Origin of the sequence: Guptibacillus hwajinpoensis (genome assembly GCF_001039475.1) — a bacterium.
Lineage (GTDB): Bacteria > Bacillota > Bacilli > Bacillales > Guptibacillaceae > Guptibacillus > Guptibacillus hwajinpoensis.
This window is the reverse complement of the sequence record NZ_LELK01000001.1, coordinates 1,469,319-1,490,660: the sequence shown is the minus strand read 5'-3', so window position 1 is coordinate 1,490,660 and position 21,342 is coordinate 1,469,319. Positions and strand designations below refer to the sequence as shown.

General features: G+C 39.7%; 20 protein-coding genes. 12 read left to right on the top strand and 8 right to left on the bottom strand.

What is annotated here, in order from left to right; genetic code table 11:
• Positions 1–120: 120 nt before the first annotated feature.
• From AB986_RS07490 to AB986_RS07460, 7 genes are all read left to right on the top strand, one after another.
• Positions 121–1,122 carry a DUF3231 family protein gene (locus AB986_RS07490; protein ID WP_048310238.1) on the top strand — a complete coding sequence of 334 codons (1,002 nt, stop codon included), beginning with the start codon at positions 121–123 and terminating at the stop codon, positions 1,120–1,122.
• Between the two features lie 213 nt (positions 1,123–1,335).
• Positions 1,336–1,833, top strand: coding sequence for a CBO0543 family protein (locus AB986_RS07485; RefSeq protein ID WP_048310237.1), 498 nt, complete (start codon positions 1,336–1,338; stop codon positions 1,831–1,833).
• Positions 1,834–1,890: 57 nt separating this feature from the next.
• On the top strand, positions 1,891–2,976 hold the full coding sequence (locus tag AB986_RS07480; RefSeq protein ID WP_048310236.1) for a GerAB/ArcD/ProY family transporter: 1,086 nt from the start codon (positions 1,891–1,893) through the stop codon (positions 2,974–2,976).
• 125 nt (positions 2,977–3,101) lie between these two features.
• Entirely contained in the window at positions 3,102–3,665 is a 564-nt protein-coding gene (locus AB986_RS07475) for an HD domain-containing protein (protein ID WP_048310235.1), read from the top strand.
• Between the two features lie 250 nt (positions 3,666–3,915).
• A complete protein-coding gene (locus AB986_RS07470; protein ID WP_048310234.1) occupies positions 3,916–4,161 on the top strand; it encodes a biotin/lipoyl attachment domain-containing protein in 246 nt (81 codons plus the stop codon).
• Between the two features lie 228 nt (positions 4,162–4,389).
• Complete coding sequence (locus AB986_RS07465) at positions 4,390–5,580, top strand: dicarboxylate/amino acid:cation symporter (RefSeq protein WP_048310233.1); 1,191 nt, start codon at positions 4,390–4,392, stop codon at positions 5,578–5,580.
• A gap of 258 nt (positions 5,581–5,838) precedes the next feature.
• A complete protein-coding gene (locus AB986_RS07460) occupies positions 5,839–6,591 on the top strand; it encodes a class I SAM-dependent methyltransferase (RefSeq protein WP_048310232.1) in 753 nt (250 codons plus the stop codon).
• Positions 6,592–6,669: 78 nt separating this feature from the next.
• Here the strand turns inward: AB986_RS07460 and AB986_RS07455 are convergent, their stop codons facing one another.
• On the bottom strand, positions 6,670–7,353 hold the full coding sequence (locus tag AB986_RS07455; RefSeq protein ID WP_053216073.1) for a bacteriorhodopsin: 684 nt from the start codon (positions 7,351–7,353) through the stop codon (positions 6,670–6,672).
• Between the two features lie 186 nt (positions 7,354–7,539).
• Between AB986_RS07455 and AB986_RS07450 the strand changes: the two genes are divergently transcribed.
• Positions 7,540–9,501: a phospholipase D-like domain-containing protein gene (locus AB986_RS07450; RefSeq protein ID WP_048310231.1), complete on the top strand. Its 1,962-nt coding sequence runs from the start codon at positions 7,540–7,542 to the stop codon at positions 9,499–9,501.
• A 445-nt stretch (positions 9,502–9,946) separates the two neighbouring features.
• On the top strand, positions 9,947–10,861 hold the full coding sequence (locus AB986_RS21530; protein ID WP_048310230.1) for an exonuclease domain-containing protein: 915 nt from the start codon (positions 9,947–9,949) through the stop codon (positions 10,859–10,861).
• Between the two features lie 72 nt (positions 10,862–10,933).
• Here AB986_RS21530 and AB986_RS07440 read toward each other — a convergent pair whose 3' ends face one another.
• On the bottom strand, positions 10,934–11,563 hold the full coding sequence (locus tag AB986_RS07440) for a redox-sensing transcriptional repressor Rex (protein ID WP_048310229.1): 630 nt from the start codon (positions 11,561–11,563) through the stop codon (positions 10,934–10,936).
• Between the two features lie 288 nt (positions 11,564–11,851).
• Here AB986_RS07440 and AB986_RS07435 point away from each other — a divergent pair, with 288 nt between their 5' ends.
• Both AB986_RS07435 and AB986_RS07430 read left to right on the top strand, forming a co-directional pair.
• Positions 11,852–12,106 carry a membrane protein gene (locus tag AB986_RS07435; protein WP_048310228.1) on the top strand — a complete coding sequence of 85 codons (255 nt, stop codon included), beginning with the start codon at positions 11,852–11,854 and terminating at the stop codon, positions 12,104–12,106.
• 473 nt (positions 12,107–12,579) lie between these two features.
• A complete protein-coding gene (locus AB986_RS07430) occupies positions 12,580–12,795 on the top strand; it encodes a hypothetical protein (protein WP_048310227.1) in 216 nt (71 codons plus the stop codon).
• A gap of 59 nt (positions 12,796–12,854) precedes the next feature.
• On the opposite strand, the gene thiM is transcribed toward AB986_RS07430, so the two are convergent.
• Positions 12,855–13,646: a hydroxyethylthiazole kinase gene (gene thiM / locus AB986_RS07425; RefSeq protein WP_048310226.1), complete on the bottom strand. Its 792-nt coding sequence runs from the start codon at positions 13,644–13,646 to the stop codon at positions 12,855–12,857.
• Positions 13,647–13,860: 214 nt separating this feature from the next.
• Between thiM and AB986_RS07420 the strand changes: the two genes are divergently transcribed.
• Entirely contained in the window at positions 13,861–14,901 is a 1,041-nt protein-coding gene (locus tag AB986_RS07420; RefSeq protein WP_053216072.1) for an STAS domain-containing protein, read from the top strand.
• A 39-nt stretch (positions 14,902–14,940) separates the two neighbouring features.
• Here AB986_RS07420 and AB986_RS07415 read toward each other — a convergent pair whose 3' ends face one another.
• The 5 genes from AB986_RS07415 to AB986_RS07395 all read right to left on the bottom strand — a co-directional run bounded on the left by AB986_RS07415 (position 14,941) and on the right by AB986_RS07395 (position 21,142).
• Complete coding sequence (locus tag AB986_RS07415; RefSeq protein WP_048310224.1) at positions 14,941–15,180, bottom strand: hypothetical protein; 240 nt, start codon at positions 15,178–15,180, stop codon at positions 14,941–14,943.
• Positions 15,180–16,820 carry an ABC1 kinase family protein gene (locus tag AB986_RS07410; RefSeq protein WP_048310223.1) on the bottom strand — a complete coding sequence of 547 codons (1,641 nt, stop codon included), beginning with the start codon at positions 16,818–16,820 and terminating at the stop codon, positions 15,180–15,182. The genes AB986_RS07415 and AB986_RS07410 overlap by 1 nt, the downstream gene beginning before the upstream one ends.
• A gap of 151 nt (positions 16,821–16,971) precedes the next feature.
• Positions 16,972–19,332 carry an FdhF/YdeP family oxidoreductase gene (locus tag AB986_RS07405; RefSeq protein WP_048310222.1) on the bottom strand — a complete coding sequence of 787 codons (2,361 nt, stop codon included), beginning with the start codon at positions 19,330–19,332 and terminating at the stop codon, positions 16,972–16,974.
• A gap of 118 nt (positions 19,333–19,450) precedes the next feature.
• Entirely contained in the window at positions 19,451–19,810 is a 360-nt protein-coding gene (locus AB986_RS07400) for a Na-translocating system protein MpsC family protein (protein ID WP_048310221.1), read from the bottom strand.
• Between the two features lie 69 nt (positions 19,811–19,879).
• Complete coding sequence (locus AB986_RS07395) at positions 19,880–21,142, bottom strand: L-lactate MFS transporter (protein WP_048310220.1); 1,263 nt, start codon at positions 21,140–21,142, stop codon at positions 19,880–19,882.
• Positions 21,143–21,342: the final 200 nt, after the last annotated feature.

The following is a 21,342-nucleotide window of genomic DNA, read 5'->3' as shown; positions in this document are numbered from 1 at the left end:
AAAGCAAGTGTTACACATAGTGGATGTTCTTCATGTATAAATGTTAAAGCGAGTGTCACATACTATCTTTTGTATATTTATATGGAACTGAACGTCAAGGCGGATCGAGGAGGGATATGTATGGCTAATAAGCCGAAGCTGTGTTCAACTGAAATCGGTGCATTGTGGATGACTTACCAGAAGAAGACAGTCATTCTGAGAATGCTCGAATACTTTATTGCAAATTCTGATGATAAGAAAGCGAAAAGCTTAATGGAAGGTCTATGGAAGAAGTTAAAACCGAAAGTAAAGAAAATAGAAGACTTATTTCGGGAAGAGGGAGCGGCTATACCAATAGGATTCTCAAGTGATGATGTGTTTACAGAGGCTGCTAAGCTGTATGATCATGGTTTTGATATTATGTTCATGCGTGTCTTAAAACAAATTAGCATGGGGATGTATACGTTGCACTTAAGCATGGCTTATAGAGAAGACATTGTGACACTATATTCAGAATTAACAGCTCTTACTCAAACTTATTATAACGAGTTTACTCAATACCTCTTAACAAGTGGTATTCTTCCACGTCCGACATATATATCCGTTCCAGAGTCAGTTGAATTTATTACCGACAAGAATTATATGAAGTCTTCTATTTTGTCTGGTTCTAAGCGAACGCTTAGTACAATTGAATTTGCCTACCTCTATCATAGTATTGAAACAAATATCACAGGAATGCAGATGATTACTGGGTTTGCACAAACGGCTCACGATGAGAAGGTGAGAAAGTATTTCCAGAAAGGAAAAGAACTTTCCAAAGAGATTATTAATGAGACAAGTAAACTTCTTGAAAAAGATGATATCCATGTACCAGCTACACCTGGTGGTACCGTAACAAATTCACAAGAGGCGCCGTTTTCGGATAAGTTAATGTTGTACTGTACATACCTGTTGAGTAACTTTGGTTTAGGTGGCCAAGGCTTCGGTGCTGCGTTCAGCATGAGACACGATTTGAATTTGAAATCAGGAGTGTTTGCGAAAGATGTATATGGTTATGCGCGTGAAGGTGTTGAATTAATGATTGCGAATAATTGGATGGAGGAGCCGCCTCATATGGATCAGCATGATGATCTTCTTAAGTAAAGGCTCTTTTGTAAAAGATTTTTGCTTTTGGAACAAATATTGAAAAAACCACACTTAGTGATTGGAGCGGAAGGAATGTTCACCGCCCGCCCCCGGGGAAAGCGAGCATCCTGGAGTAGAAATAATCGCAATAGCAACAATGTCTACGAAAAGAGCCTAAGTAAAAGAGAACATACCTCCTAAATAGTCAAAGGTTAGAAAGAGGAGAAAACGATGAATGTATTCCTCGGATTGATTGTCATCTTGCTTTCAATTTGGAAGGGAGATTGGCGGAATTGGGAAAAATATTATCCAAGCATGCTTTATATGGCTTTAGCAACATTTATTTACGAATTTATTTCGCATGAGCAGTATCAGTTATGGGATCTTCATAGGGATGCCTTTCTAAGTGATATGAATACTCACTTTGTACATAATTTAGTCATCAATCCACTAGCTATTTTTGTTTATTTATCAAATTACCCTACGAATGGCTTAAGTAAGATAATTGCTTATAACGCTAAATGGATTATTATTTTTTGGTTAGTTGAATGCGTTGCTGCATGGATGAATATCATCACTTACCACAATGGCTGGAATTTAGTTTGGTCGTTAGCCTTTTTATCAATCATGTTTCCAATGGTTCGTCTGCATTATACTAATGTTCGCTTGGCTCTCCCACTATCTGTCTTTTTTACAGTATTGCTCCTCTTTCTTTTTGATTACGTCTAAGACTATATTCTTGGATTGAATAAACCAATTTTAGAGCAAAAAAGGGAGGTGCAAAGAATGAAGCGAGAAGTCATCAGTTCGCGTCAGTTCACCTGGTTAATTTCACTTTATACGATAGGAAGTTCTATCTTGATTATACCTTCTTCACTTGCTGGGGAAGCGAAACAAGATGCTTGGCTGGCAGCTACTCTTGCTGGAATGGTAGGTATTCTACTAGTTGTTTTCTATAGTCTGTTTATTACTAAATTTCCTCATCTTACAATTGTCGAAGTTAATGAGAAGATTCTTGGTAAGCCAATCGGTAAAATTGTCTCACTGTCATTCTTTTGTTTCACTTTTTTGCTAGCTGCGCTTGTTCTTCGTAACATTGGTGATTTCTTTACAACTCAAATACTTATCGAAACTCCTCTGGAAGTCATACTAGCGGTTTTTTTGGTCGTTATTATTATGGGTGCTCAATTAGGGCTTGAAACAATTGCTAGAGCCTGTGAGATTTTCTTTCCGTGGGTATTCGGTTTGTTATTAATACTTGCTCTCCTTCTTCTTCCAGAAATTAAATTTGCAAATATTCAACCTGTGTTTGATGAAGGCTTCAAACCTATACTACGAGCCACTCTTCCTTTTATCGGTCTCCCATTCTTAGAACTAATCATTTTCTTAATGATTCATCCATCAGTTAAGGCTACGAAAAGTATTAGAAATGATTTTCTGAAAGGTACTGTAATTGGTGGAATGATGCTGTTCACAATTATTGTTCTATGTCTTCTTGTACTTGGAGTGGATTTCACAGCAAGGAATGCCTATCCGACCTATGTGCTTGCCAAAAAAGTGAACATAGGACAATTTATTCAACGAATTGAAGTAATTGTTGCTATTATCTGGATGTTGTCAATTTATTTTAAATTAGTTCTCTTGTATTATGTTTCTGCATTAGGATTATCTCAAGTAATGAAAATGGAAGAGTATCGTCCTCTCCTTTTTCCTATGGGAATTACGACTATTGTTCTAGCTCAAATAAGCTATCCCAACATTGTTTACGTGCAAGAGTTCATTTCGAAAATATGGGTTTTCTATGCTTCAACTTATGGAATACTACTCCCGTTATTCCTACTAATAATAGCCAGGATAAGAAAAATAATATAATCGACATAAATCGAGTTAATTCGGGCAGTGCCTGTGAATACTCGGTTTTTTCATTTTGAAAGGGACGGAACCATGTTCGCAAACATATAAAGAACATAACCACCTTTTGAAAAGGAGTGTAGATTATGGATGCAATGCAAATGATTACTTTCGTCAAAGATCTTGAACGATTGAAAGAGACGACTCGATCAGCATATATGAAAAGTGGGCGACGAGAAAGTGTGGCAGAGCACTCATGGAGGCTAGCCATGTTTGCGCTTGTTCTTAAAGACCACTTCCCCGAACTAAACATGTCACGTGTGATCTCCATGTGTCTTGTTCACGATTTGGGTGAGGCGTATGATGGCGATGTTTCAGCTACAATTAAAGTAAATCAACAAGAAAAAATAAGAAAAGAAGAAGAAGCGGTCAAGAGGCTTACATCAACTATGGCACTTACTAATAGAAATTCAATTCTAACGCTATGCAAAGAATACAATAAGGGTATTACAAACGAAGCGAAATTTGTTAAAGCTTTGGACAAAATCGAGACCATAATTCAACATACACAAGGGAAAAATCCTCCAGGTTTTGATTATACGTTTAACCTTACTTATGGAAGAGAATATGCCGATCACCATCCCATTCTTAAATCATTACGCGAAGAAATTGATAAAGAGACGCAGAAAAGGATAGATGAGAATACCTGATTTCACTTTATCAGGGGTTCTTTCCTCATTAACCGAATAGAGGAAGCGTTTTCTTTTGGGACAAGTCTTATTCGTCTTAAATTAAATAAAAATTTGGGGTTGTCAAATGCAAAAAAGTAGGTAAAATAGATGCAAGGTTTAGGTTTCAAATGTTTCGCATCATAGAAAAGCAAGTGAGACATATCATGAATATATAGAAATCTACTGTTCCTATGAGGAACGATTACAAGTTGGAAAGGGGAAACAATTCATGAATCGTTCAGTGGTCTGTCCATGTGAGGGAGTAATTGAAAAAGTATTTGTCAATCATGCATCCCGTGTGTACGAGTGGGAGCCAATGTTTGTTATTCGCAACGGGCAGGGCAATCAAGAGAAGATCACGCTAGGTGTCAGCGGAGAAATTTCTGAACTTCATGTGAAAGAGAACGATCGTGTAACAGGTGGTTTTGTTCTCGCATCAATGAAAGAAGATGACTTTGTAACAGGAAGTGACTGATCTATTCAAGTCTCTTAGTCTGATTAAATAAAGGATAGCGAGCGCAAGCTTTTAACGGGAGACCGTGAGCTTGCGCTTTTGTTGTGATTGGGGTAATTTGGTAAAGGTTTTGAAATAAAACTATTTTGGACTTTTTGAAACAAATGCCTTGCTAGAGTGTGGTTTTTTTAGTAAAGTACACAATAGATTACATCTGAGAAGGACAAATGTTTTTGTATGGAGGACACTATGAAGAGAATTGGACTTTTACCACGTATACTTATCGCCATTACGCTTGGGATTGTGATTGGAGCGTACTTTCCCGATTGGGTTGTTCGATTTTTTGCAACATTCAACGGAATCTTCGGTAACTTTCTTGGATTCGCGATTCCGCTTATCATCATTGGCTTCATTGCACCTGGTATTGGTGAGATTGGAAAAGGAGCGGGAAAGTTAATTGGTATTACGACTACCGTAGCGTATTTATCTACATTTCTTGCAGGTTTACTTGCATTCTTCGCCGCTAGGAATCTCTATCCTTTATTCCTAGAAACAGGTGGCGTTGCGTCTGAAATGGCGAACCCTGAAGAATCGTTATTAAAACCATTCTTCGAAGTTGAGATCCCGCCTGTGATGGGTGTCATGACGGCGCTTGTTATCGCCTTTACACTTGGGCTTGGAATGGCTGCTATGAAAGGCAACCAGCTGAAAGGTGTCATGGTTGAATTTAGAACCATTATTGAGAAAGTGATTAGCTTTGTTATTATCCCGCTTCTTCCGCTTCACATCTTAGGGATTTTTGCGAACATGACAAGCGCAGGACAAGTTCAAACGATTCTTAGTGTTTTTGCGAAAGTATTCGTTATGATTATTTTGCTTCATCTGACTATGCTTTTGATTCAATATAGTGTAACGGGTGCAGCGACATCCCGTAATCCATTGAAACTTCTGAAAGGTATGATGCCAGCGTATTTCACAGCGCTTGGTACGCAGTCATCAGCTTCAACTATTCCAGTAACGCTGAGACAGACAAAGAAGAATGGTGTTCGTGACAAGATCGCTGATTTCAGCGTTCCTTTACTCGCAACGATTCATCTTTCAGGAAGCACAATAACAATTGTGTCGTGTGCAATGGCAGTCATGCTGCTAAATGGACAAGATCCAACTTTCGCATCGATTATTCCGTTTGTATTGATGCTTGGTATTACAATGATAGCAGCACCTGGTGTGCCAGGTGGGGCAGTGATGGCTGCCATTGGTTTACTAGAAAGCATGCTTAGCTTTGATGCAACGATGGTATCTCTTATGATTGCTCTTTATCTTGCACAGGACAGCTTCGGTACGGCTACTAACGTAACAGGCGATGGTGCACTGTCAGGGCTAGTTGATCGTCTAACATCAGAAAAGAAATCCGCCAAAAACGTAGCAAAAATAAGTTAGTGATTGAAGGGAACAGGATAACCTGTTCTCTTTTTTTATGTTTTTTTCATAGACGTTTTTGCTCTAAGAATGGGGTGATTTCCGCTCCAATCAGCGAAGTGTAGTGTTTTATTCAACAATTGTTTTAAATGCAACAATCTTTTAGATAAGAGACTTTTTATATAACGTTTTCTATTAAATCTAGAATCTATTACTGAAAGAAAAATAAAGGACCTTTCTAATCCAATCTCGAACTAGCAGTTGGAGGGAGAGATCAAAATGAAAAAAGAAGTGCTTAATCAAAATAAAGAAAGCTGGAATACAGTTGCACACCATTTCAATGGTGTTGATGCTCTACCAAGTTACGGGCCATTAGCCCAAACAGAGGATGAGCTTAACTTGCTTGGAGAGTTAACACATAAGAAAGTGCTTGAAATTGGCTATGGCAGTGGGCATTCGTTACGGTACATGGCGAACAGAGGTGCGAGTGAGCTGTGGGGTGTTGATTTGTCTCTGAATCAGAAACATACAGCGGAACAAACACTAGCAGATCTCACCACTTATCTCTACTGTGCACCAATGGAAGAAGAAATTGGGTTGCCAGTGGAATACTTTGATGTAGTATATTCCATCTTTGCAATTGGGTGGACGACTGATTTGGAAGCAACGTTTAACCTGATCTATCAGTATTTAAAAAAAGGTGGGAGCTTTATTTTCAGCTGGGATCACCCACTTTATGTTCATTTAAAAAGCAAAAACGGTCAGATTACACTTGATGGTTCTTATCAAGAAGAAGGTCCTCATACGTTTTTGAATTTCAAAGGTGAGGATGCGACGATGGTGATTCAGAAACGAAAAATGAGTACATATATTAATGAACTGATAAAAGCGGGATTCACGATCCAAGAAGTGGTTGAAAGTGACGTTTCTGAGATTGATAAAGAAGGAGAGGTTCCAATTTCTGACCGATATTATTCTCTGTATAAAGCGAGGAAATTCCCTACAACGATGATCATTAAAGCCGTGAAATAGTATGTTAATTAGATTCTGAAAGAAAATGAAAGCACCAAAAAGCACCTAAACATTTTCAGTTTAGGTGCTTTTCGCGTTTTATTTTGTTTTAAGTTTTCGTAAACCATGGAGATCTAGTAATCCAAAGCCAACTTTTGAGAAAATAGGCAGAATAACAAAAGCTAATGTATCAACGAGTCCTTGGGTCACACCGATACCAGAAGCACCGAGTATCCATGCGGTAGGATACATGACCCAGAAGATTGTGAGATAAAGGGCAACGCGCTTGTAATGTTTAGAAAGATGTTCGTGACGATCTGCGATTTTCTTTAATGGAATCCATGTAATAAGCAGAATGATGACTAAGGCAATCATACCAAGAGAATACCAGATGTATTTTAGAGAGTCTGGAGAGAAATCTGCAATTAAGCCTGTTAGTATCATAAATACATCTGCTGCGACAATGGATGCAATAAGAACTTTGTTTTTCTTTACTTCGTAGTGCATGGCCGTTAAGGCAAGAGACAGCAATAGAAGAGGTGTAGAAACAACCCAATCCAGATATCGGGCAAAAAAGATGGTTTTCTCTGGCAGTTCTATGAATCCCTGTCCTAGTGAGATTGATAAGTAAGCAACACCTGACCAGGAAGTGATCATCATCGCAATAACGTACTCATAAAGCGGCACACTTTTTGGTTGTCGACTCAAAATAAAAAAGTAGATAGCGGCACCGATCATTACAACAAAATAGAAATAGTATAGTGAAATTTCAAATGAAGTCATAGTCCACCCCGATTTCATAGCGTGTTACCCATTATTGTCAATGATTAGAAAAATATTCAAACAAATGGATTGCCTTTATTTGTGAATTTAAAATTTACAAACTATTTAAACGAAAATCATATAAAAAATTCGTCGAATTATGTAAGATGAATTAGTACGCATTTTATTTCCTGGGGAGGACACATCATGAAGAAATTGGTTAAACTACTTGCTACTGCAAGTCTAGCACTGACGATGACTGCACCTGCATTTCCAGCTCCAACTGCTGAGGCAGCGAGCACTGGTGAAGTTGTCATTAACGAAATTGCATGGATGGGGACGACAGCGAATTACAATGATGAGTGGGTTGAACTGTATAACAATACGAGCTCAGCTGTTTCATTAGATGGGTGGAACTTGGCTGCTACAGATGGTAGTCCAGCTATTCCATTAACCGGTACGATTCCTGCAAATGGATACTATCTACTTGAAAGAACAGATGATCGTACAGTTACTGAAGTTTCTGCCAATGAGATTTATAGCGGAGCAATGGGGAATACAGGAGAAGTACTTGAGTTAAGAGATTCAGGTGGCGCGTTAATCGACAACGTTGATGCTTGGCATAGTGGTGATAATGATACTAAAGCAACAATGGCACGGATTGATTCGAATGGAAGCGGTACAGATGCATCGAACTGGGTTACTTCAACAGGAAGTTACGCTGAAGGAATCGGAACTCCTGGCGCGGCTAACTCTGGGGCAGGTTCTCCTAGTAACGCATGTACAGATACAACTGAACATTTGAATCAGGTTTCAAACGCTCCTGATGCCATCAATGTCTATTTCAATAAATGCGCGCTCGACCAATACGCTTCTCCAGGAAATGAAGCGAATTATAATGTGAATCTTGAAGATCGTTTACTAAATCGCATAAATGGTGCGACAACTAGTATTGATTTTGCTACATATGAAATTAATTTACCTAGAGTAGTAGATGCATTGGTTACTAAAGCTGCTGAGGGCGTTGATGTACGAGTTATTGCAGATGCAAAAGATGCGTCAGACCCTCATTATGTAGAACGATTTGAAATAATGAGACTATACGTTGAAGAAATGGTACGAGGAAAAGATATGGTGATTGGAACTTCTGATGACATTACAATCCTTTCTGATTCCCCTATGCTTGCAGTTGAAGATCAAGCAAAACGAGCAGATCACGGACTACCATCATCACCTGATGATTTTCCACAGAAAACAATAATGGTCGGTAATACAGAGATGACAGGCTACTTATTCGTTGATGCAGAAGTGCAAAGCGATGGTTCGTATTATTCTCCTGGCACGCAAATGCACAATAAATTTGCCATTGTGGATGATAAGTGGGTATTTACTGGTAGCTGGAACTTTACTGTGACAGGTCTTTATGGGACGGATGAGAATATGCAGAATGGCATCTTGGACGGTAACCAGCAGCATGTTGTTGAAGTGAATTCTTCTGAACTTGCTGGTATTTATGAAACAGAATTCAATGAAATGTGGGGTAGCAATACGTTATCACCCAACATTGAGAATGCAGATTTTAGCTCACGTAAAACAGATAACACAGTGCATGAGCTTACAATTGGTGGTAAGAAAATGGAAGTATATTTCTCACCTGGCGACAATGCAGTAGACTATATGGCTGAGCTCGTGAAATTGGAAGCTGATCTTAACACGTATTTCACTATTTTTGCATGGAGTGATCAGGCTCTTGTTGATGAGTTAAAGAATAAATGGGAAGGCTCATACACAGATCAGCAAGGAACGCTAACTGGTTTTGATGTAAAAGGGGTTTTTGACAGTAGCTTCTGGAACCAATGGTGGTCTGCAAGTATTGAGATGACAGGTCAAACGGTAACAGGAAGCACGAACAATCCGAATACTCGCTGGGCAAATGCAGCACCTGTTTATAAGGACGCAGAGTCTCGTAAGCTTCATAGTAAAACGATGCTAATCGATGCGGATACGAACAGTGATCCTACAGTCATTGTAGGGTCAACAAACTGGAGTACAAACGGTAATGACATAAATGATGAGAATATGCTTATTATTCACGACACAAACATTACCAACCAGTTCGTCCAGGAGTTTAACGCACGTTATACGCAAGCTGGAGGCACCGTACAATAGGTTTGAGGAGTAGCTGATGATATCAGCTGCTCTTTTTAGCTTTCGTAAACATGGTTGTTATAAGCGTAGTCCAAGATGCTCGACTTTAGCGGTATTAGCCAGAGGCTTATCACACGCTTAGACTTCTAAGCTTAAGATAGTTGTTTTTGAAAGAGGTTTTGTGTAAACAACCACACTTCGCTGATTGGAGCGGAAGGATGTTCGACTCCTGCGGGATTAGCGGGACAGACCCCGCAGGAGCGTAAGCGACGAGGAGGCTCACCGCCCGCCCCGCGGAAAGCGAGCATCCTGGAGCGGAAATCACCACGTATATAAGCTAAAAATGTTTTAATAAAAATACTTTCAGGAGGAACAATTTTTAGCTAAGAGCCTAAAACAAAAAGTTGGACGATCGAATCAGAACCTTTTAAGATAGATTTATAGATGTATAAAAAGGAGTGAAGCGATGGATTTTGTAGCGCTAGATTTTGAAACGGCTAATTCGTCTAGAGGTAGTGTGTGTTCAATTGGACTTGTTGAATATGAAAAGGGAAAGCTGAAAAGAGAGTACTATCGTTTAGTTAAACCAAAGCAAAACTATTTTGCTAGTATCAATGTCAGCATTCACGGGATTACGAAAGAGGACGTTGCTGATGCACCGGAGTTCGATGTTCTTTGGGAAAGAGAAATTCGTGAGTTGCTAGAAGGGAAGTTTCTTGTAGCACATAATGCTCAGTTCGATATGAGCGTATTGCGAGCGGTTCTTGATCAATACAATCTTCCTTACCCGATGCTTGCCTACAATTGCTCAGTGAATATATCGAAAAAGACGTGGACGTTGCCTCGATATAAATTAAATGTAGTGTCGGATTATCTAGGAATTGAACTGGAGCATCACCATGCATTAGATGATGCACGAGCGTCTGCACAAATTCTACTAAAGGCAGCAGAAGAATTACAAGCAAACAATGTGAAAGAACTTGTTGAGAAAACGAACACAATGAACGGAATGATGTTTGATACAAGCTATGAACCTGCTAAATTAAACAACAAACGCCGAGCAAAGAAGCAGTCAGAATCGTATGTAGCTGCTACTTCTGAAGTCGATACAACCCACCTGTTCTACCAGTCTCATATCGTGTTTACAGGTAAGCTAGAAGCGATGAAAAGAGAGGAAGCTGTTCAGCGTATAGTAGATAGGGGAGGAAAGTTGCAGCGTAATGTAGAGGCTTCGACGAACTACCTTATTGTGGGAAATGCGACATTTCGTGATTATATGAATGGTAAAAGAAACAGTCAGATAGAACGAACCGAAATGTTGCTTGCAGAGGGACATGCTATTGAAATTATTTCTGAGTCTGATTTTCTAAAGCACCTGTAGCGCTCATCCTATTGATGGGCGTTTTTCTATGTGAATTATGACGAGTTATAACACTCGTCATTTGTCTTTTAGTTATAAGAAATTGATTAGAAAAGCTAGAGTATCAAGTTCCTTCGCTAAATCAATCTGTTGAAGATGGATGTTTGATGGTAGCTTAAGATAAGCAGATGAGAAGTTCATAATTCCCAAGATGCCAGACTCTGTTAGAGTTTCTGATATGAGTTGAGCCGAAGCTGCAGGAATTGCGAGTATAGCAACTGTTATTCCTGGTGTTATACGCTCTGGAATTTCATCAATATGATAGACAGGTACCCCTGCAATGGTTTTACCTACAACGTTAGGATTGTTGTCAAAAACCATTTTTATTTTAGGAGATGCTTTCCTAAGATGATTGTAATGAAGTAACGCTGTTCCTAAATGTCCGGCACCAATTAAAACAGCTTCTGTTTCTGCATTCTCATTAACGATATGATGAAGGTGATTGATGAGCTTTTTAACTTCATATCCTGACCCTTTCCGACCGGGTGCTTTAATTCTAGAGAAGTCTCTTCTCACAAGATCAGATTTAAGATTAAGAGCATTCCCAAGCTCCACAGAAGAAATGGCTTTCTGTCCAGACTTCTTAACGCTTTTCAAATAAGAGAGATAGAGTGGGAGACGTTTAATCGTCGCATTTGGAAGTTTATTCTTTTCCTTGTTCATACTATTACCTCCGTCTAGCTAGTACGCTTACCACTCTATTATAATCCTAATCTAGCAAAGTGCAATTTCCAAAGTACTCTTAAAATTATAGATTCCACACTCTTTTTTTCCTTTAATTCCCTGTATAAACTTCATATAGAAATAGACGTAAGGAGGGATGATAAGAACAGTAAATAGTGAATAACACACATAAACTAGAAGCGCCGAATAAATTATTTAGCGTACTTGTTTACCTGTTTAATGGCACACTTGTTAGGGAATCATTTTGAAGAGAAGCGAGGTGAGCTTATGGAGCTGTCATTTGGTTTTATTATTAATATTGCTATTGCCATTTATTTATTTATGGATGCAAGAAAGCGTGATAAAAGTGCATTTTTCTGGGCGATTATTGGATTAATTATTGGACCGATCGTTCTAGGTATTTACTTTATTCAAACAGGTCGTAAAGGAATCGGATGGACAATTGTTATACTTTCCATTATATGGTATATTATTGCGATAGTGTTTGGCATACTTGCGGCTATTTTAGCACTCTTTATATAAACAAAACCTGAAGCTGTGGCTTCAGGTTTTTTAATTTTTTGGTTAGGTTAATGAACAGTGTTGATTTTTGGCTCATTTACGCCCTTTGGTGACCAATCAGCAGAGCTGAAAGGCGAGTGAAACTGAGGTTTCACTCGAATGAGCCAAAAATCGAGAAATCAACAATATGAGCTAACATAACCATTTTATTTTCTAATTTAACAATGAATATACTGACATAAAGGTAAACTGATGATAGGGTGAAACAGGTAGAGGAAAATTGAGGGATATTATGGAAGGGGATATTGAATTAATTATTTAAATTTAGGCTGTTTTTTTACCGATTTAAAAAGGTGGGGTTTGAGTATCCACCTAAAAAGGAATGGACTACTACATACTACAAAATCGAGTTCGAGAGCTATATGGAAGTGAAGGGGTTCAATTTGTAGATAAAAGCTATTGAACTTACCATATGTTGGATCAAGGGGGAAGTAATGGATGAAGAACAAAAAGTGATAGAGTGGATCACTTCTGAACTAGAACCAAAAACATATACATTACAAAATTATCCTGTATATCGATCGGGGAAACGCATCGTTGACAAGAGCGGGGACTACTTGATCGTCTACTTTCATCCGTTACTTAAAAAAGTTGTCTATACGTTTAAAGGGATAGAGGATCATTTTTTCATTGCTCATAACTACTGTTAGTTTATTTATTTGTTACCGAAAGGGAGCGCAGTCTTAAGACTGCGCTCCCTTTCGGCGTTTTATCGAATATTTTCTTCAATTTGTGTTGGCGTCACAAGTGATAGTTGGTTAAGTAGTTCAATTTGGAAGCTACCTGGGCGGTTTCCTGTTTGTTCAGCTGCTAATTCGCTTGCTACACCATAGAATGCAAGTGCCCCATATGCTGCTAGAAGAGAATCTGGTTCAACCGCTGCAAATGCGCCGAGTAGAGAAGAAAGTAAGCAGCCTGTTCCCGTTACTTTTGTTAGAATAGGATGGCCGTTCGAAAGATGGATCGTTGTAGACCCATCTGAAATCGTGTCAATTTCTCCAGTTACCACAACGGTACAGCCGAACATCATGGCTGCTTTTGAAGCAAGTGAATCACGGTTTCTAGGACCCTCACTAGCGTCCACACCTTTTATTGCCCACTTTTTACCTGCAATGTTTGCGATCTCAGCTGCATTTCCACGAAGGTATTGAACATCAATTTCTTTCAGTATTCTTCTTGCTGTTGCAGTTCGATACGGAGTTGCGCCAGCTCCTACAGGGTCTAGGATAACCGGGATTTCCATCTCATTTGCAGCTTTACCAGCAAGTAACATAGCTTCTACCACTTCATTTGTGAGTGTACCAATATTTAGGACGAGCGCTCCAGCTATTTTTGCCATATCCGCTACTTCCTCATGGGCGTATGCCATCACAGGACTTGCCCCTGCAGCAAGGAGGCCATTGGCAGTGAAATTCGTGACAACTGTATTTGTAATATTATGGACGAGAGGAGATACCTCGCGAACATTTGAGATGAGGGAAGCCGCTTGAGTTTTATCCATAGCTAACATCCTTTCCTAGCTTTTAATCTGTAACAATCTATTAATTGTACCAATAAGCTTAGAAGGTTTAAATGAAAATGGGGTCAGACACGTGTCTGACCCCCAATAATAATATATACTGACAATAGGCACATTATCTGAGACAATAACACGAAGGAAATATTTGTAATGACAATGGTAGGCTTTGAAAGATATCACAATTTGGAGGTCTATGATGAATAATGAAATAACTACTGGACGATATACAAATGAAGTGAATGGGTCTCAATTTGAGTGGGATTTGAAAGAAGGAACGTTTACTTACCAAGGTGATGATGTTATTTTATTTTGGATTAATACAGCTTTTAAAGTGTTTATGGATACAATTGAAGATATTTCAGGAGGCGAGGAAGCACGACTTGTCCTTGAAACGGCCGGTTACCGAACAGGTGAAAATGTTAGTCAGTTCTATCATGAATCGATGGGGAACATAGAAGAGATTGTATCGCTTCTTCCAAATACCTATTTAACGGCTGGATGGGGCGTTACAACGATTCAATCTGTTTCAGAAGCAGAGACTACAGCCGTTGTAAGAGTGAGAAACAGCTGGGAGTATAAAATACATAACGTGCAGGGCAAGAAAACGGAAGGAACGTTTATCCCTGGGCATTGGGCCGGCGTTTTTAGTGGGCTTTTTGGCCAGAGTGTATGGTATCGGGTTGTGAAAAGTCAGATTGAAGGGGATGAGTATTCTGAATATGTGTTCTCTCCATCATCCATTACACCCAAAAAAAATATTCTTTCTATGATTAATGAAAAGGATCGTCATGAAATCGTGAAGCTCGAGAATAAAGTTTCTGAGCGAACAGAAGATCTTCAAAATCTCATAAAGGAACTATCATCGCCAATTATTCCGGTGCTCGATAATATTGTTGTGATTCCGTTAGTGGGTCGCTTTAATGAGGAACGGTCGGAAGAGTTAATGACTAAAACCCTTTCCCAGTTGCCAAACTATCAGGCGCACACGCTAATTCTTGATTTAACGGGTATTTATGGTGTTGATGAATATACGATTGAATTAATGAATAACCTTGTTGGTGCATGCCGACTTTTAGGAGTCAATACGATTTTTGTTGGTGTGTCTCCAAAGCTTAGTATATTAATGGTTCAGTCTAAAGCAGAACTGGAGAATACGGTGTGTTTAAGCACTCTTCAGCACGGTATTCATTATGCTCTTGCTGAAGAAGGCTTGCATATAACAGAAAAGAACAAATAGAGAAAAGGGAGACGATTTCGTCTCCCTTTTTCGTTCACATTAAGGTCTTGAATACCTATTCCAGAAACGTAAAATCCATGAGAAAGGAAAGGGGAGGCGATAACCTGCTTTTTCCAATTGCTTTAATAGATTAATAAAAGCACCGCCGACTCGCCTTTTTTGTTTCAGTTCTTCCTCATTTCCTTTCACTGTAATGCGATACCCATCGGTTAAACCTTCTATTTTCACTTCGGATTGACCAAGCTTTTCTGTGGTTTCTTTCATGACGTTATCTTCCATTAGTTCGATCTCTCCTTTTTCTTCCAAATCCTTCTTTCAAATGCATTAGTTATGATGACGACTAGTATGCTAATCCCACCTGATATCGATGTTGCAAGTAGGAGATCAGACATCTTGAGTGATAAGCTAATAAAGAAACCGATCATACTAAACAGTAGTAAGGTGAAACTATAATGTTTGTTCCAAAGCATGCTTCTTGAGTAGGATTCTTTTCGTCTAACTGTTTCTTCCCATTCTCGGTGCTGATCGAGTTCATTTGACAAACGGTCCAGTGGATTTTCAATTGAAGTGAGGCGTGCATATAGCTGCCTAAGAACTTTCGTTGGATCATACCGCTTATCAGCTGATTCCTCTCGATTAATCCATTCCTGTACAATTGGTTTACCTTCTTCGATTAAATTGATCTCAGGATCAAGAGAATAGAGAATACCTACAATTGTCGAGATTGCGCGACCAAGAAAGGCGAATTCACTTGGCAGCTGGATCGGTTGTTTGTTAACGAGTGTCTGAACTTCTCTTAGCACTTGTTCAGCTGTGTCTTCATCCATCATTGTTAGATCCTGCTCAACGAAAAGGGTTACTAACGTTTGAATTGCTTTCTCAATTTGACGCTTATCAGAATTTGGAAGAAGAAAGCGGAGTTCTTCTAGCGCGTTTGTCACATCTCTGTATTGACTTAGAACTACGCCTGTTATTAGCTTACGAATCGAAAGCGCGTCACGCGCTTCAATATGTCCAACCATTCCGAAGTCGATGAATACGATCGTACCGTCTTCTTGAATAAGAATATTTCCGGAATGAGGATCTGCATGGAATTGACCTTCTTGGAGTAGTTGCTCTAAATAACCTTTTAGTAGCTTACGTGCTAAATCATTTCGGTTTATACCCTTGTCTTCTATATAGGAGAGGTCGGTGATGCGAGCACCCTCTATCCATTCCATTACGAGCACTTTCTTTGTTGACCACTCTGAGATATAGTTTGGAATTCGGTAACCTGGGCTATCTTTATACCGTTCCTGAAAATGAAGACCATTCTTTAATTCTTTTTTAAAATCGAGCTCATCTTCAATTACATTACGCACTTCTTCATACAATCTTGATAAATCGAGCTGATTACCATACGATGTGAATTTATCCATTAACCAGAATACGATGCGAAGTGCTTTGAAATCTGCTTTAATAATCTTCCGAATAGCTGGTCTGCGAATCTTAATCGCCACATCTTCACCTGTTATAAGGTTTGCTCGATACACTTGGCCGATTGAAGCCGAAGCAATTGGGCGTTCTGAAATATTCTTTATCACGTCGTTGTAATCAGACGACCATTCCTCTTCAAGGATTCGCTTTGCTTTATCCCAAGGAAAAGAGGGGACTCGATCGACGAGATCATCAATTTCTTCTAGAAAGACTTTCGGAAGGATGTCTGCTCTTGTTGAGAGAAATTGACCGAGTTTAACGAGTAAACCTTCAAGCCGAATGGCTTTTCCTTTATACTCGATTGCTTGTTTCTTCAAGAGCTTTTGCCATCTTTCTTGATCCCATGAATGTTTGCTTTTTCTTCGGAATGTTTCAAGCTGAATGAAGAACTTGACCGACATCCAGACAATAATAATAATGCGATACAGAGAATTGAATTTCATCTTTTTCACCTGATTCTTTTAGAGTACGTATAAGTGTTAACATAGCCTATTTCGCTTTATTAGAAACAATTTTTCCAACAAGATTGCACATTCATGCAAAAAGAAAATGCCCCAGCTTAATGTAGCGGGGCATGTAGGTTAATTCAGCGTTTTAAACGGGTGCATCGACTTCTAAATCTTCAATTACTTTCTCTTGATACTGCACATCTTTTCGAGCATTATACCGATCAGCTTTTTCAACGGTTACAGTAATGTTGTAATCAGGGATACCGGCGTATTTCTCATAACGCCCTCGTGGTAAAAGAAAGTTCCCTTCTGGAAAATGAACTTCAAGATTTCCTGGAGCAATATCAACAAACTTCGCGCGACCCTGGAAAACGCCAAATCCATTATAAACTACGATACCTTCTCCTTCAGCAATACTCAATTTACCAGCATCGTCTGCATTCATAAGAACATCATAGCGTTCGGCACTATTAAAGGGATCTTTCTCTTTATAAACCATTGAATTGAATTGCTTTCCTCGTCGTGACGTTACAATAAACTGACCTTCTTTTTTACCGAGATCGGGAATATCGACTGAAATAAGGTTTCCTCTCCCATCAGGAGTAGGACAAATACCTCCTTCACATAGCCATGCGCCACCCCACTGGAACACATCACCTTTTTTCGTCAAGTGTTGCACACCATCATAGTCTTTATTGGCAATCGCTATTTCGTCTCGAATTTCCTGCCCGGACTTGAAGTCAACAAAGTGTGCAGTGTTTGGGTTCACACGCTTCGCAAGATCGATGTAAATCTTCCATTCAGAGCGAGCTTCTGCAACCTGGTTATTGTTTCCCTCAATTTCTGGAGAGAAGTAAACCATGCGCTCTGTTGAAGTCGATGTGCCGCCACCTTCCTGCTCATACCGTGTTCTAGCTGGTAAAACAATAACAGCTTCTTTTGCATCAACAAGGGTAGAGGTATTTAAGATAATATCCTGGTGAACACGGATTTCAAGTTCTGACAATGCTTTTTCAATGAAATCTGGATCAGGCATAGTTTCAAGGAAGTTTCCACCTGAGAGATAATAAAGTTTAATCTTACGCTCGTGATCTTCTGGGAGCACGATGTTTTCTAACGTGACACCAACAATGTCTCCTTGCCATTTAGGAAGCTCAAATCCCCATATTTGCTCCATACGTTTAATGTTTTCTGGATCAAACCCTCCACCAGGTAATACGAATGGATCTGCTCCCATTTCACCTGAGCCTTGTACCGATGAGTGACCGCGGAATGGCATGAGTCCATTGTTTTTACTACCAAGGAATCCTCGTAGTAGAGCAAGGTTTGCGACTTGAGAGATGTTATCTGTCGCGAAAGAGTGCATCGTAAGTCCAAGCGCCCAAGCAAATACCGCACTTTTGCTTCGTGCAAGCAGTTCAGATAGCTCGATGATCCGCTCTTTTGAAATTCCTGATGACGAGATAATGTCTTCCCAGCTTTGATTCTGAACGCTTGCTTTTAGCTCTTCATAGCCGTTAACATGCTCAGAAACGAATGGGTGATTGATTGCAGAGCCGTGTTCATTCTCTTCCATTTCAAACCAGTGTTTCATAATCCCATGCATGAAAGCAATATCGCCACCAACATTAACTTGATAGAAGTCATCTGCTACTTTTGTACCGAAGAGGGCAGATTCAGCGTTAGATGGAATCCAGTACTGATCCATGGCAGGCTCTTTATAAGGGTTAACCATGATGATTTTAGTTCCTCTTTTTTTCGCTTCAAGCATGTACTTAGTTGAAACAGGTGAACTATTTGACGCTACGCTACCCCAGAACATAAGAACATCTGTCCCAAACCAATCCTGATAGTTTACGGTTGAAGCACCAACTCCAATTGAACGCTTTAGGGCTGTTTTACTTGGAGAGTGGCAAATTCGTGATGCATTGTCTACGTTATTCGTTCCGAGAAAGCGCGCTACTTTACCAGCGACATAGTACGATTCATTCGTTATTCCTCTTGAAGTAAGGTAGAAGGCGAATTGTTTCGGATCTAGTTGTTTCATTTTATTCGCAATCATATCCATCGCATCATCCCATTTGAGTCGAGAGAAGTTTCTCTCACCTTTACGACGAATGAGTGGGTACGGGATGCGACCTAATTTACGTAATTCGGTACTACTGTATTGACGTAGCTCATCGATATCGGAATGAAGAATATCTTCGTCAATTGCGGGCATTGTGTTCAATCGAAGAACATTCAACCTCGTAGTGCAAATGTGCGGTCCTTTCAATGTTTGATCATATAGTCCAGAAACACCAAGCGCACAGCCATCACAAACGCCCTGTGTGAGGATTTTGGTTGCGTAGCCAATGTTATCTTTGTTCTCCCAAGCAATCTTCATCGTATCTCTGAAATGCTGGGGTTTCACTTTACCTAACCCAAATGGAATAGGGCTAACCCAGTGTTTTGGTTGAGGCTTCTTCGTTGCTTTAATTGGTCCATGGTGTTTTGTGTTACCCATTGCTCTCACTCCTAAGTTAGTGGTGATAAATAAAAAACCACCGTCTGCTCATGTCATGATAGATGAATGAACAGTACGGTGGTTGAGTCTTTAACAGGGTCGCTGCCAAGTGCCTAACCTATTTCGAATATTTCTCTTCTATATTGTCAGCAAAGACAAAGATTGACATGCCGAAATCGCGGTCAATATCGATGTCTACGAAAAGATCTACGAATTTACTTTCTAGAAACTCTTCCATTTGTACAGGAGGATTGTTTCGATACATTTCTTTCACCATTTCAGTTCTTGCAGCTCGTAGCATTTGTTTGCCTTCATTCGCGCTAGCAATGAACTTCTCAACAGGTGAAAGGTTGCCTTCCATTTCGCAGATAGCCCAATTTTTGCAAAAAGTTGTTGTGATCTTACTTGGTCCTTTGCCCATGTGCTTTTTTCGAAAAGACCGAACAAGGTTGCTGAATTCTGCTTCATGCTTATTCATTGTGTCCTACTTCCTTATCGTGATAATCTTATCCATACTTTACCATAGGGTCTTACCTTAATAAAGATCTTAAGTATTCATATTCGCAGCAGGTTGGAGTGAATTTTGTTTCCGCAGCCTGCGAATATCTTTCCGAATGACAATTGAAATAATGAGAGCAACGACGAACATTCCAGCGAAGAATGTCAAACTAGCCGCGTAGCTTCCTGTGGTATCCTTCATCCATGCAGCAAACATAGGACCAACTAATCCTGCAGCAGCCCATGCTGTGAGAATATATCCGTGAATTGCACCGAGTTGTTTTGTACCAAATAGATCGCCGATAAAGGCTGGAATGGATGCGAAGCCACCCCCGTAGCACGTATAGACGATTGCGAGCATGATCTGGAAAAGAATGGCCGTCGACGTATGTGGTAGAAGAGCAAACAGGCCAATTTGTAGAACGAAAAATGTCGTATACGTATTTGGTCGACCAATGTAGTCTGAGACTGAAGCCCATCCAATTCTTCCAAGTCCATTAAAAATACCAAGAACGCCAACTAATGCAGCGGCCTCTGCAGTAGATAGTCCTATGCTTTCTTGTGCAAGAGGTTTAGCAGCTGACAAAATAGCAATGCCGCAAGTAACGTTAATAAAGAGCATGAGCCATAAGAAGTAGAATCGTGACGTTTTAATTGCTTCATTTGCAGTTAATTGAGAAAGGTCACCTTTCTTCTTTGATTTCTTCTGCTTTTCTTCAAAGCCTTCAGGCATCCATCCCTCGGGTGGTTTCTCTAAATAAAGGGACGAGGCAACCATGATGATGAAATAACTTGCACCTAGAATGTAAAACGTGTTGGCTGTTCCGACAGATTTAATTAAACTGTCCATGACAGGACTTGCAATTGCTGCAGCAAATCCAAATCCCATAATTGCGAGTCCAGTTGCTAAGCCGCGACGGTCGGGAAACCACTTAACAAGTGTCGATACAGGAGCGATGTAACCTACTCCAAGTCCTATCCCACCGAAGGCTCCGTAGAATAGATAGAGTAGTGGTAATGATCCCATAGCTACTGCAAGTCCTGAACCTAGGATTCCAACTCCGAAAAAGCTTGCAGCTAGAAGCCCTGATTTCTTAGGTCCATATTTCTCAACGAAATGTCCCATAAAAGCCGCTGATAATCCAAGGAAGAGAATAGCTAGACTGAATGTAAACTGAACCTGTTTTGCAGACCATCCAAACTCATTGATTAATGGGTCGGTAAAATTACTCCATGCATAAACGGAACCAATCGAAATATGTATTCCTACTGCAGATGCTGCAATTAACCATCTGTTTTTCACCTTACTCATCCACTTCATCCCCTTTAGTTCTTTACCATGCTAACTTAGCTGAAAAAATAAAAAACTGTCTATCTACCAGTATAGAGAATAGAGATCCTCTATTAGGAGATCGACAGTTAGTTGTTAGCAGGTTACGCTACTATCAAACCAACAGTTAATCGCTTACAAAAAAGTGTAGCCCTTTGGACCGATGACAGGTTCGCTATCTC